This is a genomic window from Massilia sp. CFBP9026 (assembly GCF_034045165.1).
In the GTDB taxonomy this organism is placed as follows: Bacteria; Pseudomonadota; Gammaproteobacteria; order Burkholderiales; family Burkholderiaceae_D; genus Telluria; species Telluria arenae.
Window position 1 is genome coordinate 168,753 of record NZ_JAXCWH010000008.1, and the last position, 25,801, is coordinate 194,553.

The window sequence follows — 25,801 nt, forward strand, 5'->3', positions numbered from 1 at the left end:
AGGTCAGACCTTTTCGGCCTCGGCCTTCTGCTTTTTCTTCAGGCCCTGGATGACCTTGAGCACGCCTTCCATGCCGGCGGTCTCGTCCAGTTCGCTGAAGGCGTCCAGCACTTCGTTCAGCACGCGGTTGCGCACGGCAGCCTCGTCCTGGGCGATCGCCGGCGCTACGCCGTCCTTGGCGAACTTCGACGGCGCGTCGGCGGCCGCCTTGGCGCCATGCGCCAGCGCTGCCTGCCAGATCACCCAACGGCGCTGGGTTTCAAAAACGAGGTATTCCTCGGGCTTGTCTTCGCGGCGGCGAACAATATGACCCTCACGCTGGGCCCACGCTTCAAATGCACTGCGCATTTCTGTCCTTTTTCAAATCTGCGTTCGGATTATTAACTCGTGAAACCGAATATTTCACAATAGTACCACTACCGCGTGTCGATGGTCTTGGACAACCGTGTGGTCCGACCGAACCTGCTTCACGACACGCTAATGGTACAATGGAAGTTGCCCTCACGCAATTTTATTATTACCGAAAAGCAACAAACTCACACTGCCGAGTTCGTTCGTATCAAACTCCACCTGATCTCGTTTATAGCGCTGACCCGGCGATGGAGCAATACTCTTTGGCAACCTGTTAATCAATTTTATTATCGCCTGTTGCGACTTAGCCAATTTGGCGCCTTCGCTTCCATCCAAGGAAAGAGCGACCACCCGATGGCCAATCGCGAACTCGGTGATAATAGCTCGTTGGCAAGCAACTTGGCCGCACAACAGTATGTTACAGCCAACACTCTACCATGACACACATAGAACAATGAAAATAGTTACCTGGAACGTAAACTCCCTGAAAGTCCGGCTCTCGCATCTCCTGCAATGGCTGGAAGCCAATCCGGTCGATGTGGTCTGCATCCAGGAGACCAAGCTCACGGATGACAAATTCCCTCTGGCCGAGCTGAACGCCGCCGGCTACCAGGTCGCGTTCTCGGGCCAGAAGACCTATAACGGCGTGGCCATCCTGTCGAAGCTTCCGATCGAGGACGTGGTCAGGAACAACCCGCATTATGAAGACCTTCAGCAGCGCCTGCTGGCGGCCACGATCGGGGGCGTGCGCTTCATCTGCGCCTATGTGCCGAACGGTCAGGAAGTCGGTTCCGACAAATATACGTACAAGCTGGCCTGGCTGGACGCACTGCGCACCTGGGTGGCGGCGGAAATGGCAGCGCACGAGCAGTTCGCGATCCTGGGCGACTACAATATCGCGCCCGAAGCGCGCGACGTGCACGACCCGGCCGAATGGGAAGGCCGCATCCACTTCTCGCTGCCAGAGCGCGCCGCGCTGCAGGAGCTGATGGCGCTCGGCCTGTCGGACGCCTTCCGCCTGTTCGAACAGCCCGAGAAGCAATACAGCTGGTGGGACTACCGCCAGATGGCCTTCCGCCGCAACCGCGGCCTGCGCATCGATCACATCCTGCTGTCGAAGACACTGGCCGATCGCTGCACCGCGTGCCACATCGACCGTGAGACGCGCAAGTGGGAGCAGCCGTCGGATCATGCGCCGGTGGTGGCGACCTTGGCGGATTGACACCGGGCAGCCCGATCGTTTGACGGTGGTTGAACGCGTGGAAGGCGAGCCTTCCACCCTACCGCACACACGTAGGGTGGACGGCTTGTCCGTCCACGCGTCCAGCGTACGCTGGAATCACCCCGCCAGCAAGCTTGCCACCTGCTCCGCCGGCAACGGCCGCGCGAACAGATAGCCCTGCGCATACTGGCACCCGAAGGAGCGCAGCAAGGCATACTGCCCTTCGGTCTCCACCCCTTCGGCCACCACCGACAACTGCAGGCTGTTGGCCAGCGCCATCACCGCCGCCACGATGGCGCGGTCCTCGGTGCTGGCTTCGAGCTCGCGCACGAAGGCGCGGTCGATCTTGATCTTGCGTACCGGGAAGCGCTTCAGGTAGGCCAGGCTCGAATACCCGGTGCCGAAATCGTCGATCGACAGGCACATCCCCATTGCGTTTATCTGACGCAGGATCTCGAGCGTCTGGCCGCCGTGCTGCATCAAGGCAGTCTCGGTGATCTCGAACTCCACCAGGCTCGGTGCGATCCCCGTCTCGGCGACGATGGCGCGGATCGAGTCGACCAGGCCCTGGTGCGTGAACTGGCGCGCCGACAGGTTGATCGCCAGCGGCACCACGTCCAGCCCCTCGCGCTGCCACTGCATGGCCTGGACGCAGGCGCTGCGGATCACCCACTCGCCGACCTCCATGATCATGCCGCTCTCCTCCAGGATCGGGATGAATTCGTCCGGTCCCACCAGCGCGCCGTCGCGGCGCCAGCGCAGCAGCACTTCCAGCGCGCGCGGGCGGCGCGTTTCGGTGCACATGATCGGCTGAAAATACAGCGCGAACTCTTCCCGCGCCAGCGCGCCGCGCAGGCTCGATTCGAGCTCGAAATGGCGCGCCGCCGCCAGGTTCATGCGCTCGGTGAAGAACTGGTAATTGTTGCGGCCGGCCGCCTTGGCCTGGTACATCGCGGCGTCGGCGTGACGCATCAGGGTCTCGACGTCGACCCCGTCGTCCGGATACAGGCAGATCCCGATCGAGGGCGAGATGTGCAGGCTGTGGCCGTCGATCTGGCACGACATCGACAGCGCGGCGATGATGCGGTCGGCCACCGCGGCGGCATCGCCCTTGCCGGCGATCCCCGGCATCAGCACCACGAACTCGTCGCCGCCCAGGCGCGCCACCAGGTCGCTGGGCCGCACAGCGGTCACCAGGCGCAGGGCAACGTTGCGCAGCAGCTGGTCGCCGACCATGTGGCCGAGGGTATCGTTGATGTTCTTGAAGCGGTCGAGGTCGATGAACATCAGGGCCAACTGCTGCCCCTGCTGCGGCGCGTCGCCCGAGGCCACGACGCGCATCGCCGCATCGAGCCGCTCGGACAGCATGGCGCGGTTGGGCAGGCCGGTCAGGCTGTCGTGGTAGGCCATGTGGTGCACGCGCGCCTCGGCCTGGCGCCGCTCGTTGATTTCTTCCTGCAGCAGGGCGTTGGCGCCGGCCAGTTCGGCGGTGCGCTCGGCCACCCGCACCTCGAGCTCGTCGCGCGCGCGCAGGATGGCGTCGGCCGCCTCGCGCTGGGCGGTGACGTCGTCCACCAGCCACACGCTCCTGCCGCTCGCCTGCGCCAGGTCGAACAGGCGGCCCGACAGGCGCGCCCAGAAGCGGCTGCCGTCGCGCCGCACCATCTCGTGCTCGGCCATGTGGGCCTGGCCCAGCGCGAAGTGGCGCCCGGAGAGCTCGCGCGCCTCCTTCCAGCTGGCGTGGCCGGGATACAGCGAGCGCACCGCGATGCCGTCCATGCCGCCCGGCGGCGCGCCGAACAGCTCTTCCATCTTGCGGTTGCAATGCAGGGTGCGGCCGCCCTCGACCACGGCGATGCCCAGCACCGCGTTGTCGAGGATAGCGCGGTTTTCCATCAGCGCCTCGCGCAGCGATTGCTCGTCGCTGCGCTCGCGGGTACGGTCCTCGAGCATCCAGATCGTGCCCTTGTCGGGGTCTTTCGCATTGACCTGGTAGCCGATCATCTGGACCCAGGCCGGCGTGCCGTCCTTGCGCACCAGAGTGCGCGAAGTCGTGAACGGCCGGCCGTCCGCCAGCTGCGGATAGGCTTCGGCGCCGAGCTGGCGATAGGCGGTTTCGTCCGGGTAGATCACGCGCGTGGACACCCCGAGCGGCTCGTCCTCGGCATAGCCGAACATCTGGCAGAAGGCGGGGTTGGCGCGGCGGATCACGCGGTTGCGGGTGAACATGATGCCGATCGAGGCATTGGTCATGATCGCCTGCACCTCGCTCATCGCCTGGCGCGCTTCGGTCACGTCCTCGACGATCCAGATGGTGCCGGCGTCGCGGTTGCCCGGTTCGACCGCGCAGCCGCGCAGGCGCGCCCAGAAACTGCTGCCGTCGCGGCGCCGGAACTGCTGCTCGCTCTTTTCGAACAGGCCGCCCCCGGCCAGCACCGCGAACGCTTCCCGGATCAGGGTCTCGTAGTCTGCGGGCGAGACGCAGACCTCGGCCGGCGCGATGCTGCCGACCTCGTCCTGCGCGAAGCCGAACATCTCGCCCGCGCGCGGATTGAACGAGCGGATCCGGTCGGGCTGGGTGACGGCGATGCCGACCGGCGCGTTCTCGAACACGGCGCGCTGCTCGCGCACCATGCGCCGCAGGGCGGACAGGTCGGCCAGCTGCGCCAGGTCCGCATCGTATCCACCGGCGTCCGCAACGTCAGCTAATTGCAGGTTCGAAAATCCATCCATCGGTTGTTGCAGTCGCGGCTAATACTCATGGTTGCCTTGAGTTGCCGAGTGGCAACAAGGGCGATCATCATAACCCGAAACCGGCCTGCAATTGAACTGCTTGCGGCAAGAAAGCGACACCGCGCGGGCGTCGCCCCAAAACTTCAAAAGGCGTCACCCGGCACGCATACCCGCCCCTCCATCAAGACCCGCGCGCTGCGGCTCATGATGGCCTTGCTGACGCTCCAGGCGCCGTCCCGCTGCACCGCCTCGGCGCCCACGCGCAGGGTGCCGGACGGATGGCCGAAGCGCACCGCGCTACGTTCTCCGCCGCCGGCCGCGAGGTTGACCAGGGTGCCGGGAATCGCCGCCGCGGTGCCGATCGCCACCGCCGCCGTCCCCATCATCGCGTGATGCAGCTTGCCCATCGAGAGCGCGCGCACCAGCAGGTCGATGTCGCCCTGCGCCACCTGCCTGCCGCTGGACGAGAGATAGCCGGCCGCTTTCGCGACGAAGGCGACCTTCGGGGTGTGCTGGCGCTTGCCGGCGTCCTCGATGCTCGCGATCAGGCCCATGCGCAGCGCGCCGTGGGCGCGGATGGTCTCGAACATGGCCAGCGCGCGCGCATCGCCATTGATCGCATCCTGCAGCTCGGTGCCGTCGTAACCCACCGCGCCCGCCTCGACGAAGATGGTCGGGATGCCGGCGTTGATCATGGTGGCCTTCAGGGTGCCGACACCGGGCACGTCCAGTTCGTCGACCAGGTTCCCGGTCGGGAACATAGCACCGGCGCTCCCCTCCTCCTCGGCCGCCGGATCGATGAATTCCAGCTGCACCTCGGCCGCCGGAAAGGTCACGCCATCGAGCTCGAAGTCGCCCGTTTCCTGGACCTGGCCATCCGTCATCGGCACATGGGCGATGATGGTCTTGCCAATATTGGCCTGCCAGATGCGCACGACCGCGATGCCGTCGCGTGGCACCCGTGCAGGATCGATCAACCCGTTCGCGATGGCGAAAGGCCCGACCGCGGCCGACAGGTTGCCGCAATTGCCGCTCCAGTCGACGAAGGGTTTGTCGATCGCCACCTGGCCGAACAGGTAGTCGACGTCGTGGTCGGGACGGGTGCTGCGCTCGACGATCACGGCCTTGCTGGTGCTGGAGGTGGCGCCGCCCATGCCGTCGATCTGCTTGCCGTAGGGGTCGGGGCTGCCGATCACGCGCAGCAGCAGCGCGTCGCGCGCGGCGCCGGGCACGCGCGCCGGTTCGGGAAGGTCTTCGCGCTTGAAGAACACGCCTTTGCTGGTGCCGCCGCGCATATAGGTGGCGGGGATCCTGATTTGGGGGACGTGGGACATGGTGCGGTTCTCCATCAGGCCGCCGCTTTCGGAGCCGACGATTCAAGGAAATCCTGGGCGAAGCGCTGCAGCACCCCGCCCGCTTCATAGATGGCGAGTTCCTCGGCCGTGTCGAGGCGACAGGTCACCACCACCTCGAGCCGTTCTCCGTTCCTGCGATGGATTACCAGCGTCAGGTCCGCGCGCGGCGTGCGCTCGCCCACCACGTCGAAGGTCTCGGTGCCGTCGATGCCAAGCGTGATGCGATTCATACCGGGCTTGAACTCCAGTGGCAGCACGCCCATGCCCACCAGGTTGGTGCGGTGGATGCGCTCGAAACCTTCGGCCACGATCGCTTCGACGCCCGCCAGGCGCACGCCCTTGGCCGCCCAGTCGCGCGACGAGCCCTGGCCATAGTCGGCGCCGGCCACCACGATCAGCGGCTGCTTGCGTTCCATGTAATGCTCGATCGCTTCCCACATGCGGGTCACCTCGCCCGACGGCTCGATGCGCGCCAGCGAACCGGCCATCACATTGCCCAGGCCATCCTTGACCATCTCGTTCTTCAAGGTCGGATTGGCGAAGGTCGCGCGCTGCGCGGTGAGGTGGTCGCCGCGATGGGTGGCGTAGGAATTGAAGTCTTCTTCCGGCAAACCCATCTTCGCCAGGTATTCGCCGGCGGCCGAATCGAGCATGATCGCGTTCGACGGCGACAGGTGGTCGGTGGTGATGTTGTCGCCCAGGACCGCCAGCGGCCGCATGCCGGAGAGGGTGCGCTCGCCTGCCAGCGCGCCTTCCCAGTACGGCGGGCGGCGGATATAGGTGCTTTTTGGACGCCAGTCGTACAGCGGGCTGACCGCGGCGCCATCGTCGACGACGCGCGCGAACATCGGCGTATACACCTTGCGGAACTGCTCGGGCTTGACGCTGGCGGCGACCACGGCGTCGATCTCTTCATCCGATGGCCACAGGTCGGCCAGCCGGATCTCCTTGCGGGCGGCATCGACGCCCAGCACGTCCTTCTCAATGTCGAAGCGGATGGTGCCGGCGATCGCATACGCGACCACCAGCGCCGGCGAAGCCAGGAAGGCCTGCTTGGCATACGGGTGGATGCGGCCGTCGAAGTTGCGGTTGCCCGACAGGACGGCGGTCGCATACAGGTCGCGCGCGATGATCTCTTGCTGGATGGCCGGGTCGAGCGCGCCGCTCATGCCGTTGCAGGTGGTGCAGGCAAACGCCACAACGCCGAAGCCAAGCTTGTCCAGCTCGGGCGTGAGGCCGGCTTCGTCCAGATACAGGGCCACGGCTTTCGAACCCGGCGCCAGCGAACTCTTGACCCAGGGCTTGCGCAGCAGGCCCGCGCGGTTGGCATTGCGCGCCAGCAGGCCGGCGGCGACCATATTGCGCGGGTTGTTGGTGTTGGTGCAGCTGGTGATGGCGGCAATGATGACGGCGCCGTCGGGCATCAGGCCCGGCTCATTCTCCACTTTACCGGCGATGCCGCGCGCCGCCAGTTCCGAGGTCGGTACGCGCTTATGCGGGTTCGACGGGCCGGCGATATTGCGCACCACGCTGGACAGGTCGAAGCTCAGCGTACGTTCGTACTGGGCATTCCGCAGGCTGTCGGCCCACAGGCCGGCCTGTTTCGCATAGGTCTCGACCAGGTGCACGGTCTCGTCCTCGCGCCCGGTCAGGCGCAGGTACTTGATGGTCTGCTCGTCGATGTAGAACATCGCGGCGGTGGCGCCGAATTCCGGCGCCATATTCGAGATGGTCGCGCGGTCGCCCAGGGTGAGTGCGGCGGCGCCCTCGCCATGGAACTCGAGGTAGGCGGAGACGACTTTCGACTTGCGCAGGAACTCGGTCAGCGCCAGCACGGTGTCGGTGGCGGTGATGCCGGGGCCGGGCCGGCCGGTCAACTCGACGCCGACGATGTCGGGCAGGCGCATGTACGAGGCGCGGCCCAGCATCACGCTTTCGGCTTCCAGCCCGCCGACGCCGATCGCGATCACGCCCAGCGCATCGACCATCGGCGTGTGCGAGTCGGTGCCGACCAGCGTGTCCGGATAGGCCACGCCGTTCTCCACCTGGATCACGGGCGACATGCGTTCGAGGTTGATCTGGTGCAGGATGCCGTTACCGGGCGGGATCACGTCAACGTTCTGGAAGGCCTTCTTGGTCCAGTCGATAAAGTGGAAACGGTCTTCGTTGCGGCGATCCTCGATCGCGCGGTTCTTGGTGAACGCGTCCGGATCGAAGCCGCCGCATTCGACGGCCAGCGAGTGGTCGACCACCAGCTGGGTCGGCACCACCGGATTGACCAGGGCCGGATCGCCCCCTTGCAGCGCAATGGCGTCGCGCAGGCCCGCCAGGTCGACCAGGGCGGTCTGGCCCAGGATGTCGTGGCAGACCACGCGCGCCGGGAACCAGGGAAAATCGAGCTCGCGCTTGCGTTCGATGATCTGCTTGAGCGAATCGGTCATGCAGGCGGGATCGCAGCGGCGCACGAGGTTCTCGGCCAGCACGCGCGAGGTGTAAGGCAAGGTGTCGTAGGCGCCGGGCTGGATGGCGTCGACGGCGGAGCGCGTGTCGAAGTAGTCCAGGTCGGTGCCGGGGAGTGGCTTCAGATGGTTGGTGTTCATGGTGCTCATGGCGATGCTCGATTGATTAGCTGACCTGAAAACCGTCGTCCCCGCGAAGGCGGGGACCCAGTTTTGCGTGCGTGACCAAAAACTGCACTCGTGGCCTGCGAACTAACTTGGGTTCCCGCCTTCGCGGGAACGACGTGTTGGGGCTGGTGGTGCTAACTGATTACTTACGTTCGGCCAGCGGCACGAACTGCAGGTCTTCCGGACCGACATAATTCGCGCTCGGGCGGATGATCTTGTTGTCGATGCGCTGCTCGATGACGTGGGCGGCCCAGCCCGAGGTGCGCGAGATGACGAACAGCGGCGTGAACATGGCGGTCGGCACGCCCATCATGTGGTACGACACGGCCGAGAACCAGTCCAGGTTCGGGAACATCTTTTTCACATCCCACATCACCGACTCCAGGCGTTCGGCGATGTCGAACATCTTCATCGAGCCGGCATCAAGAGACAGCGAGCGCGCCACTTCCTTGATCACCTTGTTGCGCGGGTCCGAGATCGTGTACACCGGGTGGCCGAAGCCGATCACGACTTCCTTGTTGGCCACGCGGTTGCGGATGTCGGCTTCGGCTTCGTCGGCGTTCTCATACCGCTTCTGGATATCGAGCGCCACTTCGTTGGCGCCGCCGTGTTTCGGACCGCGCAGCGCGCCGATGGCGCCGGTGATGGCCGAGTGCATGTCGGAACCGGTACCGGCGATCACGCGCGCGGTGAAGGTCGAGGCATTGAATTCGTGCTCGGCATACAGGATCAGCGAGGTGTGCATCGCCTGCACCCAGGATTCGCTCGGCTTGAAGCCGTGCAGCAGGTGCAGGAAGTGGCCGCCGATCGAGTCGTCGTCGGTTTCCACTGCGATGCGGCGGCCAGCATGGCTGTAGTGGTACCAGTACAGCAGCATCGAGCCGAACGAGGCCATCAGACGGTCGGCGATGTCGCGCGCGCCGGCAAGATTGTGGTCGTCCTTCTCGGGCAAGGTGCAGCCCAGCACCGACACGCCGGTACGCATCACGTCCATCGGATGGGCGCCGGCCGGCACCGCCTCGAGCGCGCTCCTGACGGCGGCAGGCAGCCCGCGCAGCGAGCGCAGCTTGGCTTTATAGCCGCGCAGCTCGGCCTCGTTCGGCAGCTTGCCGTGCACCAGCAGATAAGCGATCTCCTCGAATTCGCAGGCGTCGGCCACGTCCAGGATGTCGTAGCCGCGGTAGTGCAGGTCATTGCCCGATTTGCCGACCGAGCACAGCGCGGTATTGCCGGCGGCGACGCCGGACAGGGCCACGGATTTCTTCGGCTTGAAGGTTGGGGTCTCGTTGTTCTGGGTCGTCATCCTCGGTTCTCCTTATTTCGCTTTGTTCTGGGCGAACAGCGCGTCGAGCTTCTGTTCATAGCTATGGTAGTCGATGCGGTCGTACAGTTCGGCGCGCGTCTGCATGGTGTCGAGCACGTTCTGCTGGGTGCCGTCGCGGCGGATCGCGTTGTACACGTTCTCGGCCGCCTTGTTCATCGCGCGGAAGGCCGACAGCGGATACAGCACCAGGCCGACGCCGGCGCCTTTCAGTTCATCGACGGTAAACAGCGGCGTGGAACCGAACTCGGTGATATTGGCCAGCACCGGCACCTTGACCGCGTCGGCGAACTGTTTATACATCTCCAGGCTCGTCATCGCCTCGGGGAAGATCATGTCGGCGCCGGCTTCCACGCAGGCCACGGCGCGTTCGATGGCGGCATCCAGGCCTTCGACGGCCAGCGCGTCGGTGCGCGCCATGATCACGAACTCGTCGTATGGGCGGGCATCGGCGGCCGCCTTGATGCGGTCGACCATCTCGTCCTTGCTGACGATTTCCTTGCCCGGACGGTGGCCGCAGCGCTTGGCGCCGACCTGGTCTTCGATGTGGAAGGCGGCGGCGCCGGCCTTGGCCAGGGTGCGCACGGTGCGCGCGACGTTGAAGGCCGAGGCGCCGAAACCGGTGTCGACGTCGACCAGCAGCGGCAGGTCGCACACGTCGGTGATGCGGCGCACGTCGATCAGGACGTCGTCCAGGTTCGAGATGCCAAGATCGGGCAAGCCCAGCGAACCCGCCGCCACGCCGCCGCCGGACAGGTAGATCGCCTTGAAGCCGGCACGCTGGGCCAGCAGGGCGTGGTTGGCGTTGATTGCGCCGACCACTTGCAATGGGGATTCTTCCTTCATTGCCTTGCGGAATTCGGCGCCGGCGGAGAGCTTGGTCATGCGGTGTCCTTTCAGATGCGGTGGGTGTCGAACCTGCTATTGCAAACCGCGTGCCAGCCCTGATCCTTCCGGCACTTGACAGTAATTTTTCACTATATTCAAACACTTAGCGTACATCACGGTGAGCGCCCCGGCATTCCTCTTGCGCCCCATCGTTTCATACTGAAACAATAAGATGCAACGACTGAAACAATTAAGCCCAGCTTAAAACGCTAATGCGCTCCAAACGCGTCGCTTGACATATCGGGATATCCCGATATACTGGAATCCATGGAACTGCTAGACATCTTCAAAGCCCTCTCGAACCGCACACGCCTTGACATCTTGAAAGGCTTGAAGGATCCCGAGAATCATTTCCCTCCGCAGGATGAGGGCGATGTCCACACGGTTGGCGTCTGTGTCAGCAGCATCCAGGAAGGTGTCGGCTTGTCACAGTCGACCGTGTCCGATTATCTCGCAACACTGCAAAGAGCCGGCCTGGTGGAAGTCAGGCGCATTGGACAGTGGACGTACTACAAGCGCAATGAAGCAGCCATCAGTGCGCTCGCCGAGATCATTGGCAAAGAGCTGTAAATTTTTTTACCACTACATATCGGCAATTCCCGATATCCCTTTTTAACGAAACGAGGAACAATCATGAAAGCTCAAGTGCTCACTTCTTTTGGCGGCCCGCAATCGTTTGAACTGCGCGACGTGCCGAAACCCGTACCGCAGGCCGGCCAGGTGCTGGTCCGGGTGCAGGCCACCTCCATCAATCCCCTGGACTACCAGGTCCGCCGCGGCGACTATGCCGACCTGGTGCCGCTGCCGGGCATCACCGGCCACGACGTCTCGGGCGTGGTCGAGGAAGTCGGTCCCGGCGTGACCGCGTTCGCGCCAGGCGACGAAGTCTGGTACACCCCGCAAATCTTCGATGGCCCCGGTAGTTATGCCGAATACCATGTCGCCGCCGAGAGCATCGTCGGCAAGAAACCGGCGTCGCTGACCCATCTCGAAGCCGCCAGCCTGACCCTTGTCGGCGGCACCGCCTGGGAAGCCCTCGCCGTGCGCGCACAGCTGAAAGCCGGGGAAAGCATCCTTATCCATGGCGGCGCGGGGGGCGTGGGCCACGTCGTGATCCAGGTCGCCAAAGCCATGGGCGCCCGCGTGTTCACCACGGTGAAGGAAGACAATTTCGAGTTCGCACGCTCCCTGGGCGCCGACGTCGTCATCGATTACACGAAAGAGGATTACGTCGAAGCCATCCAGCGCGAAACTGGCGGCCACGGCGTCGACGTGGTATTCGACACCATCGGCGGCGACACCCTGACGCGTAGCCCGGACGTGCTGGCGCAACTCGGCCGCGTCGTCTCCATCGTGGACATCGCGGCGCCGCAGAACCTGATCCAGGCCTGGGGCAAGAATGCCAGCTACCACTTCGTCTTCACCCGCCAGAACCGCGGCAAGCTCGACGAACTGAGCGCCCTGATCGAGCGCGGCCAGCTGAAACCCCATGTCGGCGCCGTCTATTCGCTGGCCGACATCCCGCTTGCCCATGCGCGGCTGGAAAGCCGTGACAATGGCCTCAGGGGAAAGATCGCGATCGCGGTGGGGCCGTTGGCCGATCGCACCAGCGCACCAGCCTGAGTCGCTCCATTCACTTCGAAAGGAATATCATGATCTACGAAATCGCCACCCTGCTCGTCCGGCCCGAACGCACCGACGCGTTCAGACATGCGTTTGCCGACGTCGCTCACCTGCTCACCCGTGCGAAGGGGTACCGGGGCCATTTGCTGGCGCCCGGGATCGAGCTGCCGCAACAGTTCACACTCATCGTGCGCTGGCAGACGCTGGAAGATCACACCCCGAACTTCGAAACGAGCGACGACCACCAGGCGTTCATGGCGGGCTTGCAGGACTTTCTCGCCGGCGAACCCGCCGTCCGCCACATCGAAGGTGCGGCCTTCAGCATCGGCCCATGGGATGCGTCGGCAGCGAAATAAAAAAAGGGCGGCCTTCACAGGCCGCCCTTTTTACTTACTTAAGCTCTTTTTAGTGCGCCGACGCACCCGCCGCACCGATACCGGTCTCGGCGCGCACTTCCTGCGCCTCGAAGCCGGCGCGGTCGATGCGGGCACGTGGTCCCTTGTCGGTGATCGAGAAGATCCAGATACCGAAGAAGCCGATCGCCATCGAGAAGATCGCCGGCGAAGCGTACGGGAAGATCGCTGCGCTGTTGCCCAGCACGTCGACCCACACCGATTTCGACAGCACGGTCAGGATGACCGCGGTTGCCAGGCCCAGGAAGCCGCCCACGGTGGCGCCGCGGGTGGTGCAGTCTTTCCACAGCACCGACATGAACAGCACCGGGAAGTTGGCCGACGCGGCGATTGCGAAGGCCAGCGACACCATGAAGGCGACGTTCTGCTTTTCGAAGGCGATACCCAGCAGCACGGCGATGATGCCGAGGCAGATGGTGGTGATCTTCGACACTTTCAGCTCGTTGGCGCTGGTTGCCTGGCCCTTCTTGAACACGGTGGCGTACAGGTCATGCGAGACCGCCGAGGCGCCCGACAGGGTCAGGCCAGCCACCACCGCCAGGATGGTCGCGAAGGCCACGGCCGAGATGAAGCCCAGGAACACGTCGCCGCCCACGGCTTGCGCCAGGTGGACTGCAGCCATATTGTTACCGCCCAGCAGCGCGCCGGCAGCATCCTTGAAGGCCGGGTTGGTGCCCACCAGCACGATCGCGCCGAAGCCGATAATGAAGGTCAGGATGTAGAAGTAGCCGATCCAGGTGGTCGCCCACAGCACCGATTTACGTGCTTCCTTGGCGCTCGGGACGGTGAAGAAGCGCATCAGGATGTGCGGCAGGCCGGCGGTGCCGAACATCAGCGCCATGCCGAACGATATCGCGGAAATCGGATCCTTGATGAAGCTGCCCGGACCCATGATCGCGTCGCCCTTGGCGTGCAGTTCGGTCGCGGTCTGGAACAGCAGCGATGGGCTGAAGTTGTACTGGGCCAGCACCGAGAACGCCATGAACGAGGCGCCCGACAGCAGCAGCACGGCCTTGATGATCTGCACCCAGGTGGTGGCGGTCATGCCGCCGAACAGCACGTAGACCATCATCAGGGCGCCAACCAGCACCACCGCGATCCAGTAGTCCAGGCCGAACAGCAGCTTGATCAGCTGGCCGGCGCCGACCATCTGCGCGATCAGGTAGAAGGCGACCACGACCAGGGTGCCGGAGGCCGCGAACACGCGGATCGGCTTCTGGGCGAAGCGGTAGGAGGCCACGTCGGCGAAGGTGAAGCGGCCCAGGTTGCGCAGGCGCTCGGCCATCAGGAAGGTGATGACGGGCCAGCCGACCAGGAAGCCGATCGCATAGATCAGGCCATCGAAGCCGTCCAGGAACACGGCGGCGGAAATACCCAGGAAGGAAGCGGCCGACATGAAGTCGCCCGCGATCGCCAGGCCGTTCTGGAAGCCGGTGATGCCGCCGCCGGCGGTATAGAAATCGGATGCCGAACGGGTCTTGGCGGCAGCCCACTTGGTGATGTACAGGGTGCCCAGCACGAACACGCCGAACATGATGATGGCGGTCCAGTTGGTGGCTTGCTTGACGCCCTGGCCGAGGTCAGGGGCGGCGTGGGCGATGCCGGCGGCTGCCAAGGAAGCAAATGCGGCCAGCGCGGCTGCGGTGTGGAAGCGTTTCATCAGGCACCCACTTTCGCTTTGATGGCGTCGCTCAGTTCGTCGTAGTCGCGATTGGCGCGGCGCACGTAGATGCCGGTGATGACGACGGTGAACAGGATGACGAACAGGCCCAGGGGAATGCCCCAGGTCATGACGCCGTCACCGATGCGGGAACCCATGAACTCCTTGTTGAAGGCGACCAGCAGCGTGAAGCCGTAGTACACGATCATCATGGCCCAGGTCAGCGTCCAGCCGAACTTGGAACGGGTCTCTTTGAGCTTTTGGTAGTTCGGGTCGCTCTTGACCCTCTGTACAACGTCTTGATCCAATTTTGTCTCCTGATTTTTCTGGTGTTGCCTTTGCGGCTGAGACCCATCCTACGGGCGGCCCCTTACCGGATTCTTACGGCATAAAAGTAATTGACCGCTCGTTCGATTACGCCCCGGCGTTTCAAATTGAAACTCCGGGTTGAAAAATGCACTAAACTTGAAACATGAATGCACCCCGTTCCCCTCTGGATGCCGGCGACAAGCCCGTCATCTGGACCGTCTCCGTCTCGCGCCTGTCCGAGCTGTTCCGCGACATCACCGTCGAATACGACCATCTAGCTTCGATCGAACCGCTGCATCTTGGTTTCGACGAGGCCGCAAAACATATCCGCGAGCGCCTGGCCCATGAACACTGTGACGTGGTCATCGCGGCCGGCTCGAATGCCGCCTGGCTCAAGGGACGCGTGTCGGTGCCGGTGGTGGCTGCCAAGGCCAGTGGCTACGACGTCATGAAGGCGCTGGCGCGGGCGCGCCGGGTCTCGAATCGGATCGGCGTGATCAGCTACCAGGCGCCGCTGCCAGAACTGGGCGACTTCGCCGCCACCTTCGGCCTCGACCTGGCCCAGCGCACCTACGTCACGCGCGAGGATGCGCGCGCCGCTGTGCACGAGCTCAAGGCCGAGGGCATCGCCGTGATCGTCGGCGCCGGACTGATCACCGACCTGGCCGAGGAAGCCGGGCTGACCGGCGTATTCCTGTATTCGGCCGCCTCGATCCGCCAGGCCTTCGACGACGCGCTGGAGCTGGCGCGCCTGACCCGGCTCGAAGCCGGCCGCGGGCGGCGCAAGCCCAATGAGCAACGCGCGCGGCGCGGCATGAACGACTTGCGCGGCGATTCGCCCGCGATGGAGCGCCTGCGCCAGACCGTGGTGCTGTATGCGCGTTCGCCCAGCACCGTGCTAATCGAGGGCGAGACCGGCAGCGGCAAGGAGCTGGTGGCCCAGGCGATCCACCGCGAGAGCCCACGCCGCGGCGCCAACCGCCCCTTCGTGGCGGTGAACTGCGGCGCGATCGCCGAGTCATTATTGGAATCTGAGCTGTTCGGCCACGAGGAAGGCGCGTTCACCGGCGCACGCCGCGGCGGCCACGCCGGCCTGTTCGAGGCCGCCAATGGCGGCACCCTGTTCCTGGACGAGATCGGCGAAATGCCGCTGGCCCTGCAGACCCGCCTGCTGCGCGTGCTGGAAGAACGCGAGGTAATGCGGGTCGGCGGCACGCGCCCGGTGCCGATCGACGTGCGCGTGATCAGCGCCACCCACTGCGACCTCGAAGCGCGGATGCGCGAGGGACGTTTTCGGGCCGACCTGTTCTATCGGCTGGCGGTGCTGCGCCTGGCCTTGCCGCCACTGCGCGCCCGCGCGCAGGACATCGCGCCACTGGCCGAATGGTCGCTCAAGCATGCACTGGCCGCGCTCGATGCGCGCCCGCATCCGAACCTGGCGGCCGAGGTCAAGGCTTGCGCGCCCCTGCTCGCTTCCTACGCCTGGCCGGGCAATGTGCGCGAGCTGCGTAACCTGATGGAGCGGGTCGCCCTGTTCCTGGCGGCCGAGCCGCTGCAGGCATTGACGCCGGCCTTCATGCTGTCGGTGGCGCCGGAACTTGGGCGGCAAGCGGCGTCGCTTGACACGGCCCCCTCCCCTGCGCCTGGGCGCGAATCGGTGGCTGCCGTGCTGGCCCGCTTCGGCGGACAACGTGATCTTGCCGCGCGGCACCTTGGCATCAGCCGCACAACCTTGTGGCGCCGTCTCAAGGGCGAGGCTTAATAAAACTTTAAGCTGCTCCAAAGCAGCGCTCGACAAAAACTCGTATCATGAATGTTCAAAGTGCTGGCGCCGATCCGCGCCAGTCGTCGTAGCACGCCTGCCCGCCGCGGTTCCCTTGCGCTACCCGCGCCGGCTGGCCGGCTTAACGGAGGCAATATGCAACATGCGTCGCAAGCTGCACTGTTTTCGCTGATCGGCGATACCCCGCTGGTGGAAGTCACCCGGATCGATACCGGCCCCTGCCAGCTGTTCCTCAAGCTCGAATCGCAGAACCCGGGCGGCTCCATCAAGGACCGCATCGGCAAGACCATGATCGAGCAGGCCGAGCACGACGGCCTGCTGCAGCCCGGCGGCACCGTGATCGAGGCCACGGCCGGCAATACCGGCCTGGGCCTTGCGCTGGTGGCGCGCATCAAGGGCTACCGCGTGGTGCTGGTCGTGCCCGACAAGATGGCGGCCGAAAAAGTCCTGCACCTGAAGGCGCTCGGCGCCGAGATCCACTTGACCCGCTCCGACGTCGGCAAGGGCCATCCCGAGTATTACCAGGACTACGCCGCGCGCCTGGCGAAAGAGATCCCCGGCGCCTGGTTCGCCGACCAGTTCAACAATCCCGCCAACCCGCGCGCCCACGAGACGACGACCGGCCCTGAACTCTGGGACCAGACCAACCACAAGCTCGACGCCATCGTGGTCGGGGTCGGATCGAGCGGCACCCTCACCGGCCTGTCGCGCTACTTCAAAAAGACCCAGCCCCTGCTCGAATTCGTCCTGGCCGATCCGAAAGGCTCGATCCTGGCCGAGTACGTCGAGACCGGCCACGTCTCGCAACATGCGGGCTCGTGGGCGGTCGAGGGCATCGGCGAGGATTTCATCCCCGGCATCGCCGACCTGTCGCGTGTAAAAACCGCCTACACCATCAGCGATGAAGAAAGTTTTTCCACCGCGCGCCTGCTGCTGCAGCAAGAAGGCATCCTGGCGGGTTCGTCCACCGGCACCCTGCTGGCCGCCGCGCTGCGCTATTGCCGCGCCCAGACCCGCCCCAGGCGCGTGGTCACCTTCGTGTGCGACACCGGCACCCGCTACCTCTCCAAGGTCTACAGCGACGGCTGGATGGTCGACCAGGGCCTGATTACCCGGCCTAAGACAGGCGACCTGCGCGACCTGATCGGCCGCCGCCACGACGCCGGCGAAGTCATCACGCTCTCGCCCGACGACACCCTGCTCACCGCCTTCAACCGCATGCGCTCGAGCGATGTGCAGCAGCTGCCGGTGGTCGACGCGGGTGGCCGGCTGCTGGGCCTGATCGACGAATCCGACCTGCTGTACCAGGTGACGCAAGATACCGCGCGCTTCAATGCGCCGGTGTCCGGCACCATGACGTCCGAACTGCAAACCCTGCATCCGGCGGCCAGCATGGGCCAGCTGCGCGAGATCCTCGACCGCGGCCTGACCGCCGTCATTGCCGACGGGCCGACCTTCTACGGCCTGATCACGCGCTACGACCTGCTCAACCATCTGCGAAGGACCCTGTCTTGACTCATCCAATCGAATTCAAACGGCACCTGGCTACCCGCGTCATCCACGGCGGCCAGTCGCCCGAACCGGCCACCGGCGCCGTGATGCCGCCGATCTTCGCCACCTCGACCTTCCGGCAAGAGAGCCCCGGCGTGCACAAGGGCCTCGACTACGGCCGCTCGCACAACCCGACGCGCTGGGCGCTCGAGCGCTGCGTGGCCGACATCGAGGGCGGTCGCGCCGCCTTCGCCTTCGCTTCCGGCCTGGCTGCCATTGCGGCGGTGCTCGAACTGCTGCCGGCCGGTTCGCACATCGTGGCCGGCGACGATATGTATGGCGGCACCTACCGCCTGTTCGAGCGCGTGCGCCGCGACAGCGCCGGCCTGTCGTTCAGCTACGTCGACCTGTCCGACCCCGACGCGCTGGCCGCCGCCATCAAGCCCGAGACGCGCATGGTGTGGGTCGAGACCCCGACCAACCCGATGCTCAAGCTGGCCGACCTGACGGCGATCGCCGGCATCTGCCACGCGCGCGGCATCATCAGCGTGTGCGACAACACCTTCGCCAGCCCGATCAACCAGCGTCCGCTGGAGCACGGCTTCGACATCGTGGTGCACTCCACCACCAAGTACATGAACGGCCACTCGGACGTGATCGGCGGCGTGGCCGTGGTCGGCGCCGGCGACGCCCAGACTGGCTTGTCCGAGAAGCTCGGCTTCATCCAGAACGCGGTGGGCGCCATCCAGGGTCCGTTCGACAGCTTCCTGGTGCTACGCGGGATCAAGACCCTGGCCCTGCGCGTCGAGCGCAGCAACGCCAGCGCCCTGCTGCTGGCCAGCTGGCTCGAGCAGCAGCCGCGAGTGCGCAAGGTGTACTACCCAGGCCTGGAATCGCATCCGCAGCACGCGCTGGCGCGCCACCAGATGCACGGCTACGGCGGCATCGTGTCGATCGACCTCGACACCGACATCGCCGGCGCGCGCCGCTTCCTGGAGGCCTGCGAGGTGTTCACCCTGGCCGAAAGCCTGGGCGGCGTGGAAAGCCTGATCGAGCATCCGGCCCTGATGACCCACGCCACCATTCCGCCGGAGCAGCGCGCCGAGCTGGGGATCGGCGATGGGCTGATTCGCCTGTCGGTCGGCATCGAGCATATCGACGACCAGCGCGAGGACCTGCGGCGGGCGCTGGCGGCAATAGGATCGTAGGGTGGACGGCTTCGCCGTCCACGCGGTGATGGTTGACGGCTCCGCTCCCGCGCCAGATGATCTTGCGGCCAACTATCACCGCGTGGACGGCAGAGCCGTCCACCCTACGCTGCCAGCAGATGCTGAGTCGCAGGCGCGGCGAGCGCGCTGCGCAACTTGAACGTCGCCACCAGCGCCGACAACTCCGCCGCCTGCTGGCGCATCGAGGCCGCCGCCGCGGCGGCTTCTTCCACCATCGCCGCGTTCTGCTGGGTCGACATGTCGATCTCGGCGATCGACTTGCTGACCTGGGTGACACCAATGGCCTGGCCCGCGCTGGCGGTGTGGATCTGACCGAGAATGCCGGCCACCTCGTGCACGTGCTGCAGCATCGCGCGCATGGTCGAGCCGGCCGATTCGGCCATGCCGGTGCCGGCCTCGATCTCGCTCGACGACTCGCCGATCAGCTTCTTGATTTCCTTGGCCGCCCCGGCCGAGTGCTGGGCCAGGTTGCGCACCTCGCTGGCCACCACGGCGAAGCCGCGGCCTTCACTGCCCGCGCGCGCCGCCTCCACCGCCGCGTTCAGCGCCAGGATATTGGTCTGGAAGGCGATGCTGTCGATCATGCCGGTGATGTCCACGATGCGCGCGGCCGAGGCCTTGATCGCCCCCATGCGCGCCACCAACTGTTCGACCGCCCGCGCGCCTTCGGTGGCCACGCCGGACGCGGTCTGGGCCAGTGCATTGGCGTTCTTCGCATTGGCGTTGTTGCTGGCGATCGCCTCGCTCAGTTCATCCATCGCGCTCACGGTCTGGCGCAGCGCGTCGGCCTGGCGCTCGGTGCGGTTCGACAGGTCCTGGTTACCTTCGGCGATCTCGTTCGAGGCCGAGTCGATCGCCTGGGCGCCGACCAGCACCTGCGACACGGTATTCGAGACGCCGTGGGTCATGCCGTTGAGGGCGTCGAACAGGCGGCCGATCTCGTCGCTGCGCTGGTGGCTGATGGTCGGTCGCAGGTCGCCGTGGGCCACCTGTTCGGCCAGCATCGCGGCCTGCTGCAGCGGCACCACCAGGTTGCGGCTCAGGGCCCAGGCTAGGCCCGCGCCCACCAGCAGCGCCGCGCCGCCGAGGCCCAGCAGCAGGATCTTGCTGAAGCTCGACGAGGCGGTCGTTTCGTCGGCCAGGCGGTGCGCTTCGCTACTCTCGTAGGCGAGCAAGGCTTCGAACGCGCCGACCTTGGCCTTGTAGCCCGGTTCCCATTGCCTGGTCAGGATTTCCTCGACCAGGCCGGTCTGGCCCAGATCCTTGGCCTTGAACAGCGCTTCCTGGACCTTGCCCAGCGCGGCCTTGTGGCGGGCCGCATCCTTCAGCATCGCGCGCTCGCGCTCCGACACGGGCAGCTTGGCCAATTTCTCTTCGATGGCGGCGATGTTCTTGCGGCCTTCCGCCAGCTGGGCCTGGAAGTAGTCGGCCAGTTCCAGGCTGTCGCTGCGCGCGATCGAGACGGTGCGCGAGCCGTTCAGGCGCTCGATGCCGAGCAGGTCGGATACCAGCTGCTGCTTGGCCAGCTTGTCGTCGACCAGGTTAGAGGTGATGACATCCGCCGCGTGCATGCGCCATACCGCGACGGCGGCAATGATCACGATGACGAGGGAGAGGATGCCGAAGGCGCCGATGAGCTTGGCGGAGGTATTGAGCTGTGGGAGTCGCATGGGTAGTCCGTGATGAGGTGGGACAACGATGCGTGCATTCTAGAAATGTTATATGACACAGTCATGAACTCACATTTCAAGAATTACCATAGTTCTTTACAAAGACTTTTAAAATAAAGGCAAGCAAGTTAAATAAAAGTCATGCCACTCAGAGCGAGGGTCGCGCGCCATCGCGCATCGTTCCGTTAACAAAAAAAAGCCCGCGGCACTGGGTGCGCGGGCTTGTTGCTCAGAGCGCCTTGCGGCGCCCTCCGTTACTCGATCTCGACCGTCTCTGCCGGTGCCGGTGGCGGCAGTGCGTCGCCTTCCGGGAACTCGAGGACCACGTCGTCCTTCTCGTTCAGGTCGACCGTCACGCGGCCGCCGCTGGTCAGGCGGCCGAACAGCAGTTCGTCGGCCAGCGCCTTGCGGATCATGTCCTGGATCAGGCGCGACATCGGACGCGCGCCCATCGCTGGGTCGAAGCCCTTGGTGCCGAGGAACTTGCGCAGCTTCTCGGTGAAGATCGCCTCGACCTTCTTCTCATGCAGCTGTTCTTCGAGCTGCATCAGGAACTTGTCGACCACGCGCAGGATGATGTCCTCGTCCAGCGCACGGAAGCTGATGATCGCGTCCAGGCGGTTGCGGAACTCCGGCGTGAACATGCGCTTGATGTCGGCCATCTCGTCGCCAGCCGCCTTCGAATCGAGGAAGCCCAGCGAACGCTTGGTCAGGCTCTCGGCGCCCGCATTGGTGGTCATCACGATGATCACGTTGCGGAAGTCCGCCTTGCGGCCGTTGTTGTCGGTCAGGGTGCCATGGTCCATCACCTGCAACAGGATGTTGAAGATGTCCGGATGGGCCTTCTCGATCTCGTCCAGCAGCAGCACGGTGTGCGGCTTCTTGGTGATGGCCTCGGTCAGCAGGCCGCCCTGGTCGAAACCGACATAGCCCGGCGGCGCGCCGATCAGGCGCGACACGGCATGACGCTCCATGTACTCGGACATGTCGAAGCGCACCAGCTCGATACCCAGGATGAAGGCCAGCTGCTTGGCCACCTCGGTCTTGCCGACGCCGGTCGGACCGGAGAACAGGAAGGAGCCGATCGGCTTGTCGGTCTTGCCCAGGCCGGCACGCGCCATCTTGATCGCGGCCGACAGCGCCTCGATCGCAGGGTCTTGCCCGAACACGACGTTGCGCAGGTCGCGGTCGATCGTCTGCAGCTTGCTGCGGTCGTCCTGGTTGACCGTTTGCGGGGGAATCCGCGCGATCTTGGCGATGATGTCCTCGATCTCGGTCTTGCCGATGGTTTTCTTCTGCTTCGACTTCGGCAGGATGCGCTGGGCTGCACCGGCCTCGTCGATCACGTCGATCGCTTTATCTGGCAGGTGACGGTCGTTGATGAAGCGCGCCGCCAGCTCGGCCGCGGTCGACAGCGCCGACGCCGAGTATTTCACGCCATGGTGCTCTTCGAAGCGCGACTTGAGGCCGCGCAGGATCGCCACGGTCTGCTCGACGGTCGGTTCGTTGACGTCGACTTTCTGGAAGCGGCGCGACAGTGCATGGTCTTTCTCGAACACGCCGCGGAATTCGGTGAACGTGGTCGCGCCGATGCACTTCAGTTGGCCATTGGCCAGTGCCGGCTTGAGCAGGTTCGACGCGTCGAGCGTGCCGCCCGAGGCCGAGCCGGCGCCGATGATCGTGTGGATCTCGTCGATGAACAGGATGCCGTTCGGGGTGTCCTTGATCTGCTTGAGCACGGCCTTCAGGCGCTGCTCGAAATCGCCGCGGTACTTGGTGCCGGCCAGCAGCGCGCCCATGTCGAGCGAGAACACGACGGCGTTCTGCAGGATCTCGGGCACGTCCTCTTGCACGATGCGCCAGGCCAGGCCTTCGGCGATCGCGGTTTTACCCACGCCGGCCTCGCCCACCAGCAGCGGGTTGTTCTTGCGGCGGCGGCACAGGATCTGGATGACGCGGTCGACTTCTTCCTCGCGCCCGATCAGCGGATCGATCTTGCCGTCGGCGGCCGCCTTGTTCAGGTTCTGGGTGAACTGGTCCAGCGGCGATTCCTTCGCCTGGCCTTCGACCTGCGCTTCTTCCACGCCTTCGGACGCCTTCTGGGTGTCCATCTGCTGGTCCTTGCGCACGCCGTGCGAGATGAAGTTGACCACGTCGAGACGGGTCACGCCCTGCTGGTGCAGGTAGTAGACGGCGTGCGAATCCTTCTCGCCGAAGATCGCGACCAGCACATTCGCGCCGGTCACTTCTTTCTTGCCGTTCGAGGCCGACTGCACGTGCATGATGGCGCGCTGGATCACGCGCTGGAAACCGAGCGTCGGCTGGGTGTCGACCTCGCCCGTGCCAGGCACGGTCGGGGTGTTATCACCGATAAAATTAGTCAAGGTCTTGCGCAGGTCTTCGATATTGACCGCGCACGCACGCAGGACTTCGGCGGCCGATGGATTATCGAGTAGCGCGAGCAGCAGGTGTTCCACGGTGATGAACTCGTGACGTGCCTGGCGAGCCTCGACAAAGGCCATGTGTAGGGATACTTCAAGTTCCTGCGCAATCATACTTCCTCCATCACGCACTGCAGGGGGTGCCCGGCCTTGCGCGCATGCGTTAAGACAAACTCCACTTTGGTACACGCTATATCTTTGGAAAACACCCCACACACACCCTTACCATGACGGTGAACAGAGAGCATGATCTGGGTTGCGGTTTCGCGATCCTTGTTGAAGTACTCCTGGATCACGGCGACCACGAACTCCATCGGCGTGTAGTCATCGTTCAGTAGCGCCACCTGGTACAGCGGAGGCGGTTTGACGGTCTGCCGCTCAAGCAGCTGTTCAGTATCGTGCTTCGTTGCCATGGGGTTATTCTAATACTTCCGAGGTTGGTGCCAAGCGTAAACATCAGCTCGTTTTCTGGTGCTTCCATCTTACGCGTTTTCGGATATTTGCGCAGATGGCGTTCCGATTGAGGAAATCAAGAGCGTGGATGACTTAGGCCTGAAATATTTGGCAAGAGGCACGTAAAAGCGCTTGACTTCAGTGATTATTCCACCAACAATGCAGTTATTGACATTGTACTTATGTACTTGTTGATAAGAAGTGAGCAAGGCTGAGGAGGGGGCAAGAAGCTTCTTGCTTTTATGGCTCGTGTGATTTGTTAAATTTGAAAGTTCTTTTATGGCAACTGGTACTGTTAAGTGGTTCAATGATTCCAAAGGTTTTGGCTTCATCACTCCTGATGACGGCGGCGAGGATCTGTTTGCTCACTTCTCCGCGATCAACATGAACGGTTTTAAGACCCTCAAAGAAGGTCAAAAAGTCCAATTCGAAGTCACGCAAGGCCCTAAAGGCAAGCAAGCTTCCAACATCCAGGGTCTGTAATCTCTCCCCTCCCGGAAGCAAAGAACCCCGCGCATGCGGGGTTTTTTTTCGTCCATCAATCGGGCGCATCGCCGTTCGTCCAGCCGCTCTCCCGTACGAATGCCTCTGTGTCGGCCAGAATCGCATTCAGCTGATCGTCGTCAACCGAATCGGGCATGGCTTGCGGACTGTTGCGCTGCAGCGCCTCCAGCGCCTCGTCATAACGGCGCACCAGCGACGCCGCACGCTCGGCCAGGTCGGGCGCCAATTCTGCGGTTGCGGCCGCCGCGCGCAAGCGCTCCGGATCGGCACACCGCTGGAAAGCGTCAATAAAACGTCCGATTTTCTCGTATCTGGCTTGCGTGATTGATTCTTCGCTCACAGTCCCTCCTTATGCGATATAAATGACGCCTACATGTTGTCGATCATGGCCTCGCCGAATCCCGAACACGACACCTGGGTCGCCCCTTCCATCAGGCGCGCAAAATCATAGGTCACGGTCTTCGCGACGATCGCCCGCCCCATCGCCGCAATAATCAGGTCGGCCGCCTCGCTCCAGCCCATATGGCGCAACATCATCTCGGCCGACAGGATCAGCGACCCCGGATTCACATAATCCTTGCCCGCGTATTTCGGCGCCGTGCCGTGGGTGGCTTCGAACATCGCCACCGAATCGGACATATTCGCTCCCGGCGCGATGCCGATGCCACCGACCTGGGCCGCCAGCGCGTCCGAGATATAGTCGCCATTCAGGTTCAGCGTGGCGATCACGCTGTATTCCGCCGGGCGCAGCAGGATCTGCTGCAGGAAGGCGTCGGCGATCGAATCCTTGATCATGATGTCGCGCCCCGTCTTCGGATTCTTAATCCTGCACCACGGGCCGCCGTCGAACAACTCGGCGCCGAATTCCTTTTGCGCCAAGGCGTAGCCCCAGTCGCGGAACGCGCCTTCGGTGTACTTCATGATGTTGCCCTTGTGGACCAGGGTCACCGAAGGCTTGTCATTATCGATGGCATACTGGATCGCCTTGCGCACCAGGCGCTCGGTGCCTTCGCGCGAGACCGGCTTGATGCCCAGGCCCGAGGTGTCCGGGAAGCGGATCTTGCTCACGCCCATTTCCTCGGAAAGGAAGGCAATCAGCTTCTTCGCGCCTTCAGAGCCGGCTTCCCACTCGATGCCGGCGTAGATGTCTTCGGAGTTCTCGCGGAAGATGACCATATCGGTCTTTTCCGGCTGCTTGAGCGGCGATGGCACGCCGGCAAAGTAGCGCACCGGCCGCAGGCACACGTAGAGGTCGAGTTCCTGGCGCAGCGCGACGTTGAGCGAACGGATGCCGCCGCCCACCGGCGTCGTCAGCGGGCCCTTGATCGAAACCACGTAGTCCTTCAGCACGGCGAGCGTCTCGTCCGGCAGCCAGGTGTCCGCACCATAGCGTTGCGTCGCCTTCTCGCCGGCAAAGATTTCCATCCAGCTGATCTTGCGCGCGCCACCGTAGGCCTTGTCCACCGCCGCATCGACCACCTTGATCATGACCGGCGTGATGTCCACGCCGGTGCCGTCGCCCTCGATATAGGGAATGACCGGGTGGTCCGGGACATTCAGGGTGAAGTCGGGGTTGACGGTGATCTTCCGGCCAGCGGCCGGGACGGTGATATGCTGGACCATCCATTCCTCCAGGTAGGGCGGCGGCCTGCGGCGCGAACTCGCTTACAATGACGCCCGGCATGCCGCCACGATGCATCGGCTTGCCATGCATTATGCCTCAGCTAT

Annotated in this window: 22 protein-coding genes; 9 read left to right on the forward strand and 13 right to left on the reverse strand. The window is 64.2% G+C overall.

Translation table 11 applies throughout. From position 1 onward, the window contains the following. Positions 1-3 precede the first annotated feature (3 nt). Positions 4-348, reverse strand: coding sequence for a phiTE_015 family protein (locus SOM28_RS19945; RefSeq protein WP_123071079.1), 345 nt, complete (start codon positions 346-348; stop codon positions 4-6). Between the two features lie 132 nt (positions 349-480). On the opposite strand from SOM28_RS19945, the gene SOM28_RS19950 reads away from it, so the two are divergent. Beyond that, positions 481-792: a hypothetical protein gene (locus SOM28_RS19950; RefSeq protein ID WP_148044080.1), complete on the forward strand. Its 312-nt coding sequence runs from the start codon at positions 481-483 to the stop codon at positions 790-792. 13 nt (positions 793-805) lie between these two features. Then, entirely contained in the window at positions 806-1,573 is a 768-nt protein-coding gene (xth, locus tag SOM28_RS19955) for an exodeoxyribonuclease III (RefSeq protein ID WP_320469193.1), read from the forward strand. A gap of 117 nt (positions 1,574-1,690) precedes the next feature. Here xth and SOM28_RS19960 read toward each other — a convergent pair whose 3' ends face one another. From SOM28_RS19960 to prpB, 5 genes are all read right to left on the reverse strand, one after another. After that, a complete protein-coding gene (locus SOM28_RS19960; RefSeq protein WP_320469194.1) occupies positions 1,691-4,306 on the reverse strand; it encodes a bifunctional diguanylate cyclase/phosphodiesterase in 2,616 nt (871 codons plus the stop codon). Between the two features lie 143 nt (positions 4,307-4,449). Continuing rightward, positions 4,450-5,640, reverse strand: coding sequence for a 2-methylaconitate cis-trans isomerase PrpF (prpF, locus tag SOM28_RS19965; protein WP_320469195.1), 1,191 nt, complete (start codon positions 5,638-5,640; stop codon positions 4,450-4,452). Between the two features lie 14 nt (positions 5,641-5,654). Continuing rightward, positions 5,655-8,261 (reverse strand): Fe/S-dependent 2-methylisocitrate dehydratase AcnD, encoded by a 2,607-nt coding sequence (acnD, locus tag SOM28_RS19970; RefSeq protein ID WP_320469261.1) that lies wholly within the window; start codon positions 8,259-8,261, stop codon positions 5,655-5,657. Positions 8,262-8,430: 169 nt separating this feature from the next. Next, on the reverse strand, positions 8,431-9,591 hold the full coding sequence (gene prpC / locus SOM28_RS19975) for a bifunctional 2-methylcitrate synthase/citrate synthase (RefSeq protein WP_320469196.1): 1,161 nt from the start codon (positions 9,589-9,591) through the stop codon (positions 8,431-8,433). Positions 9,592-9,603: 12 nt separating this feature from the next. Further along, positions 9,604-10,494: a methylisocitrate lyase gene (gene prpB, locus SOM28_RS19980; RefSeq protein WP_320469197.1), complete on the reverse strand. Its 891-nt coding sequence runs from the start codon at positions 10,492-10,494 to the stop codon at positions 9,604-9,606. Between the two features lie 270 nt (positions 10,495-10,764). Between prpB and SOM28_RS19985 the strand changes: the two genes are divergently transcribed. From SOM28_RS19985 to SOM28_RS19995, 3 genes are all read left to right on the forward strand, one after another. After that, positions 10,765-11,067 carry an ArsR/SmtB family transcription factor gene (locus SOM28_RS19985; protein WP_123071318.1) on the forward strand — a complete coding sequence of 101 codons (303 nt, stop codon included), beginning with the start codon at positions 10,765-10,767 and terminating at the stop codon, positions 11,065-11,067. A gap of 63 nt (positions 11,068-11,130) precedes the next feature. Beyond that, positions 11,131-12,120, forward strand: a complete 990-nt coding sequence (locus SOM28_RS19990) for a zinc-dependent alcohol dehydrogenase family protein (protein WP_320469198.1) — start codon at positions 11,131-11,133, stop codon at positions 12,118-12,120. A 29-nt stretch (positions 12,121-12,149) separates the two neighbouring features. Beyond that, positions 12,150-12,476, forward strand: coding sequence for an antibiotic biosynthesis monooxygenase family protein (locus SOM28_RS19995; protein WP_320469199.1), 327 nt, complete (start codon positions 12,150-12,152; stop codon positions 12,474-12,476). A gap of 49 nt (positions 12,477-12,525) precedes the next feature. Here the strand turns inward: SOM28_RS19995 and SOM28_RS20000 are convergent, their stop codons facing one another. Both SOM28_RS20000 and SOM28_RS20005 read right to left on the reverse strand, forming a co-directional pair. Then, the gene (locus SOM28_RS20000; protein ID WP_123071321.1) at positions 12,526-14,193 is read right to left on the reverse strand and encodes a cation acetate symporter; all 1,668 of its coding nucleotides are present in this window, start codon (positions 14,191-14,193) and stop codon (positions 12,526-12,528) included. Continuing rightward, positions 14,193-14,501: a DUF485 domain-containing protein gene (locus SOM28_RS20005; RefSeq protein WP_320469200.1), complete on the reverse strand. Its 309-nt coding sequence runs from the start codon at positions 14,499-14,501 to the stop codon at positions 14,193-14,195. The genes SOM28_RS20000 and SOM28_RS20005 overlap by 1 nt, the downstream gene beginning before the upstream one ends. A gap of 164 nt (positions 14,502-14,665) precedes the next feature. Here SOM28_RS20005 and prpR point away from each other — a divergent pair, with 164 nt between their 5' ends. The 3 genes from prpR (at position 14,666) to SOM28_RS20020 (ending at position 18,984) form a co-directional block, all read left to right on the forward strand. Continuing rightward, a complete protein-coding gene (prpR, locus tag SOM28_RS20010) occupies positions 14,666-16,264 on the forward strand; it encodes a propionate catabolism operon regulatory protein PrpR (RefSeq protein WP_320469201.1) in 1,599 nt (532 codons plus the stop codon). A gap of 156 nt (positions 16,265-16,420) precedes the next feature. Then, positions 16,421-17,800: a pyridoxal-phosphate dependent enzyme gene (locus tag SOM28_RS20015; RefSeq protein ID WP_123071324.1), complete on the forward strand. Its 1,380-nt coding sequence runs from the start codon at positions 16,421-16,423 to the stop codon at positions 17,798-17,800. Next, entirely contained in the window at positions 17,797-18,984 is a 1,188-nt protein-coding gene (locus tag SOM28_RS20020; RefSeq protein ID WP_320469202.1) for a trans-sulfuration enzyme family protein, read from the forward strand. Before SOM28_RS20015 ends, SOM28_RS20020 begins: the two co-directional genes overlap by 4 nt. Positions 18,985-19,088: 104 nt before the next feature. Here SOM28_RS20020 and SOM28_RS20025 read toward each other — a convergent pair whose 3' ends face one another. From SOM28_RS20025 to clpS, 3 genes are all read right to left on the reverse strand, one after another. Beyond that, positions 19,089-20,675, reverse strand: a complete 1,587-nt coding sequence (locus SOM28_RS20025) for a methyl-accepting chemotaxis protein (RefSeq protein ID WP_320469203.1) — start codon at positions 20,673-20,675, stop codon at positions 19,089-19,091. A gap of 254 nt (positions 20,676-20,929) precedes the next feature. Continuing rightward, on the reverse strand, positions 20,930-23,230 hold the full coding sequence (gene clpA / locus SOM28_RS20030) for an ATP-dependent Clp protease ATP-binding subunit ClpA (RefSeq protein ID WP_123068716.1): 2,301 nt from the start codon (positions 23,228-23,230) through the stop codon (positions 20,930-20,932). After that, the gene (gene clpS / locus SOM28_RS20035; protein WP_020653505.1) at positions 23,227-23,529 is read right to left on the reverse strand and encodes an ATP-dependent Clp protease adapter ClpS; all 303 of its coding nucleotides are present in this window, start codon (positions 23,527-23,529) and stop codon (positions 23,227-23,229) included. The genes clpA and clpS overlap by 4 nt, the downstream gene beginning before the upstream one ends. Positions 23,530-23,848: 319 nt before the next feature. On the opposite strand from clpS, the gene cspE reads away from it, so the two are divergent. After that, complete coding sequence (cspE, locus tag SOM28_RS20040) at positions 23,849-24,052, forward strand: transcription antiterminator/RNA stability regulator CspE (RefSeq protein WP_005669258.1); 204 nt, start codon at positions 23,849-23,851, stop codon at positions 24,050-24,052. Positions 24,053-24,107: 55 nt separating this feature from the next. On the opposite strand, the gene SOM28_RS20045 is transcribed toward cspE, so the two are convergent. Continuing rightward, on the reverse strand, positions 24,108-24,413 hold the full coding sequence (locus tag SOM28_RS20045) for a hypothetical protein (RefSeq protein ID WP_320469204.1): 306 nt from the start codon (positions 24,411-24,413) through the stop codon (positions 24,108-24,110). 29 nt (positions 24,414-24,442) lie between these two features. Further along, on the reverse strand, positions 24,443-25,696 hold the full coding sequence (gene icd, locus SOM28_RS20050; RefSeq protein WP_320469205.1) for an NADP-dependent isocitrate dehydrogenase: 1,254 nt from the start codon (positions 25,694-25,696) through the stop codon (positions 24,443-24,445). Positions 25,697-25,801 lie beyond the last annotated feature (105 nt).

Bases quoted from the DNA above. Each gene is read 5' to 3' on its own strand.
- SOM28_RS20015 (WP_123071324.1), top strand. From the start codon at position 16,421: ATGCAACATGCGTCGCAAGCTGCACTGTTTTCGCTGATCGGCGATACC.
- cspE (WP_005669258.1), top strand. From the start codon at position 23,849: ATGGCAACTGGTACTGTTAAGTGGTTCAATGATTCCAAAGGTTTTGGC.
- SOM28_RS19990 (WP_320469198.1), top strand. From the start codon at position 11,131: ATGAAAGCTCAAGTGCTCACTTCTTTTGGCGGCCCGCAATCGTTTGAA.
- prpF (WP_320469195.1), bottom strand. From the start codon at position 5,640: ATGTCCCACGTCCCCCAAATCAGGATCCCCGCCACCTATATGCGCGGC.
- clpA (WP_123068716.1), bottom strand. From the start codon at position 23,230: ATGATTGCGCAGGAACTTGAAGTATCCCTACACATGGCCTTTGTCGAG.
- SOM28_RS20000 (WP_123071321.1), bottom strand. From the start codon at position 14,193: ATGAAACGCTTCCACACCGCAGCCGCGCTGGCCGCATTTGCTTCCTTG.
- prpC (WP_320469196.1), bottom strand. From the start codon at position 9,591: ATGACGACCCAGAACAACGAGACCCCAACCTTCAAGCCGAAGAAATCC.
- SOM28_RS20025 (WP_320469203.1), bottom strand. From the start codon at position 20,675: ATGCGACTCCCACAGCTCAATACCTCCGCCAAGCTCATCGGCGCCTTC.
- SOM28_RS19985 (WP_123071318.1), top strand. From the start codon at position 10,765: ATGGAACTGCTAGACATCTTCAAAGCCCTCTCGAACCGCACACGCCTT.
- acnD (WP_320469261.1), bottom strand. From the start codon at position 8,261: ATGAACACCAACCATCTGAAGCCACTCCCCGGCACCGACCTGGACTAC.
- icd (WP_320469205.1), bottom strand. From the start codon at position 25,696: ATGGTCCAGCATATCACCGTCCCGGCCGCTGGCCGGAAGATCACCGTC.
- prpR (WP_320469201.1), top strand. From the start codon at position 14,666: ATGAATGCACCCCGTTCCCCTCTGGATGCCGGCGACAAGCCCGTCATC.
- SOM28_RS19950 (WP_148044080.1), top strand. From the start codon at position 481: ATGGTACAATGGAAGTTGCCCTCACGCAATTTTATTATTACCGAAAAG.
- SOM28_RS19945 (WP_123071079.1), bottom strand. From the start codon at position 348: ATGCGCAGTGCATTTGAAGCGTGGGCCCAGCGTGAGGGTCATATTGTT.
- clpS (WP_020653505.1), bottom strand. From the start codon at position 23,529: ATGGCAACGAAGCACGATACTGAACAGCTGCTTGAGCGGCAGACCGTC.
- prpB (WP_320469197.1), bottom strand. From the start codon at position 10,494: ATGACCAAGCTCTCCGCCGGCGCCGAATTCCGCAAGGCAATGAAGGAA.
- SOM28_RS19960 (WP_320469194.1), bottom strand. From the start codon at position 4,306: ATGGATGGATTTTCGAACCTGCAATTAGCTGACGTTGCGGACGCCGGT.
- SOM28_RS19995 (WP_320469199.1), top strand. From the start codon at position 12,150: ATGATCTACGAAATCGCCACCCTGCTCGTCCGGCCCGAACGCACCGAC.
- xth (WP_320469193.1), top strand. From the start codon at position 806: ATGAAAATAGTTACCTGGAACGTAAACTCCCTGAAAGTCCGGCTCTCG.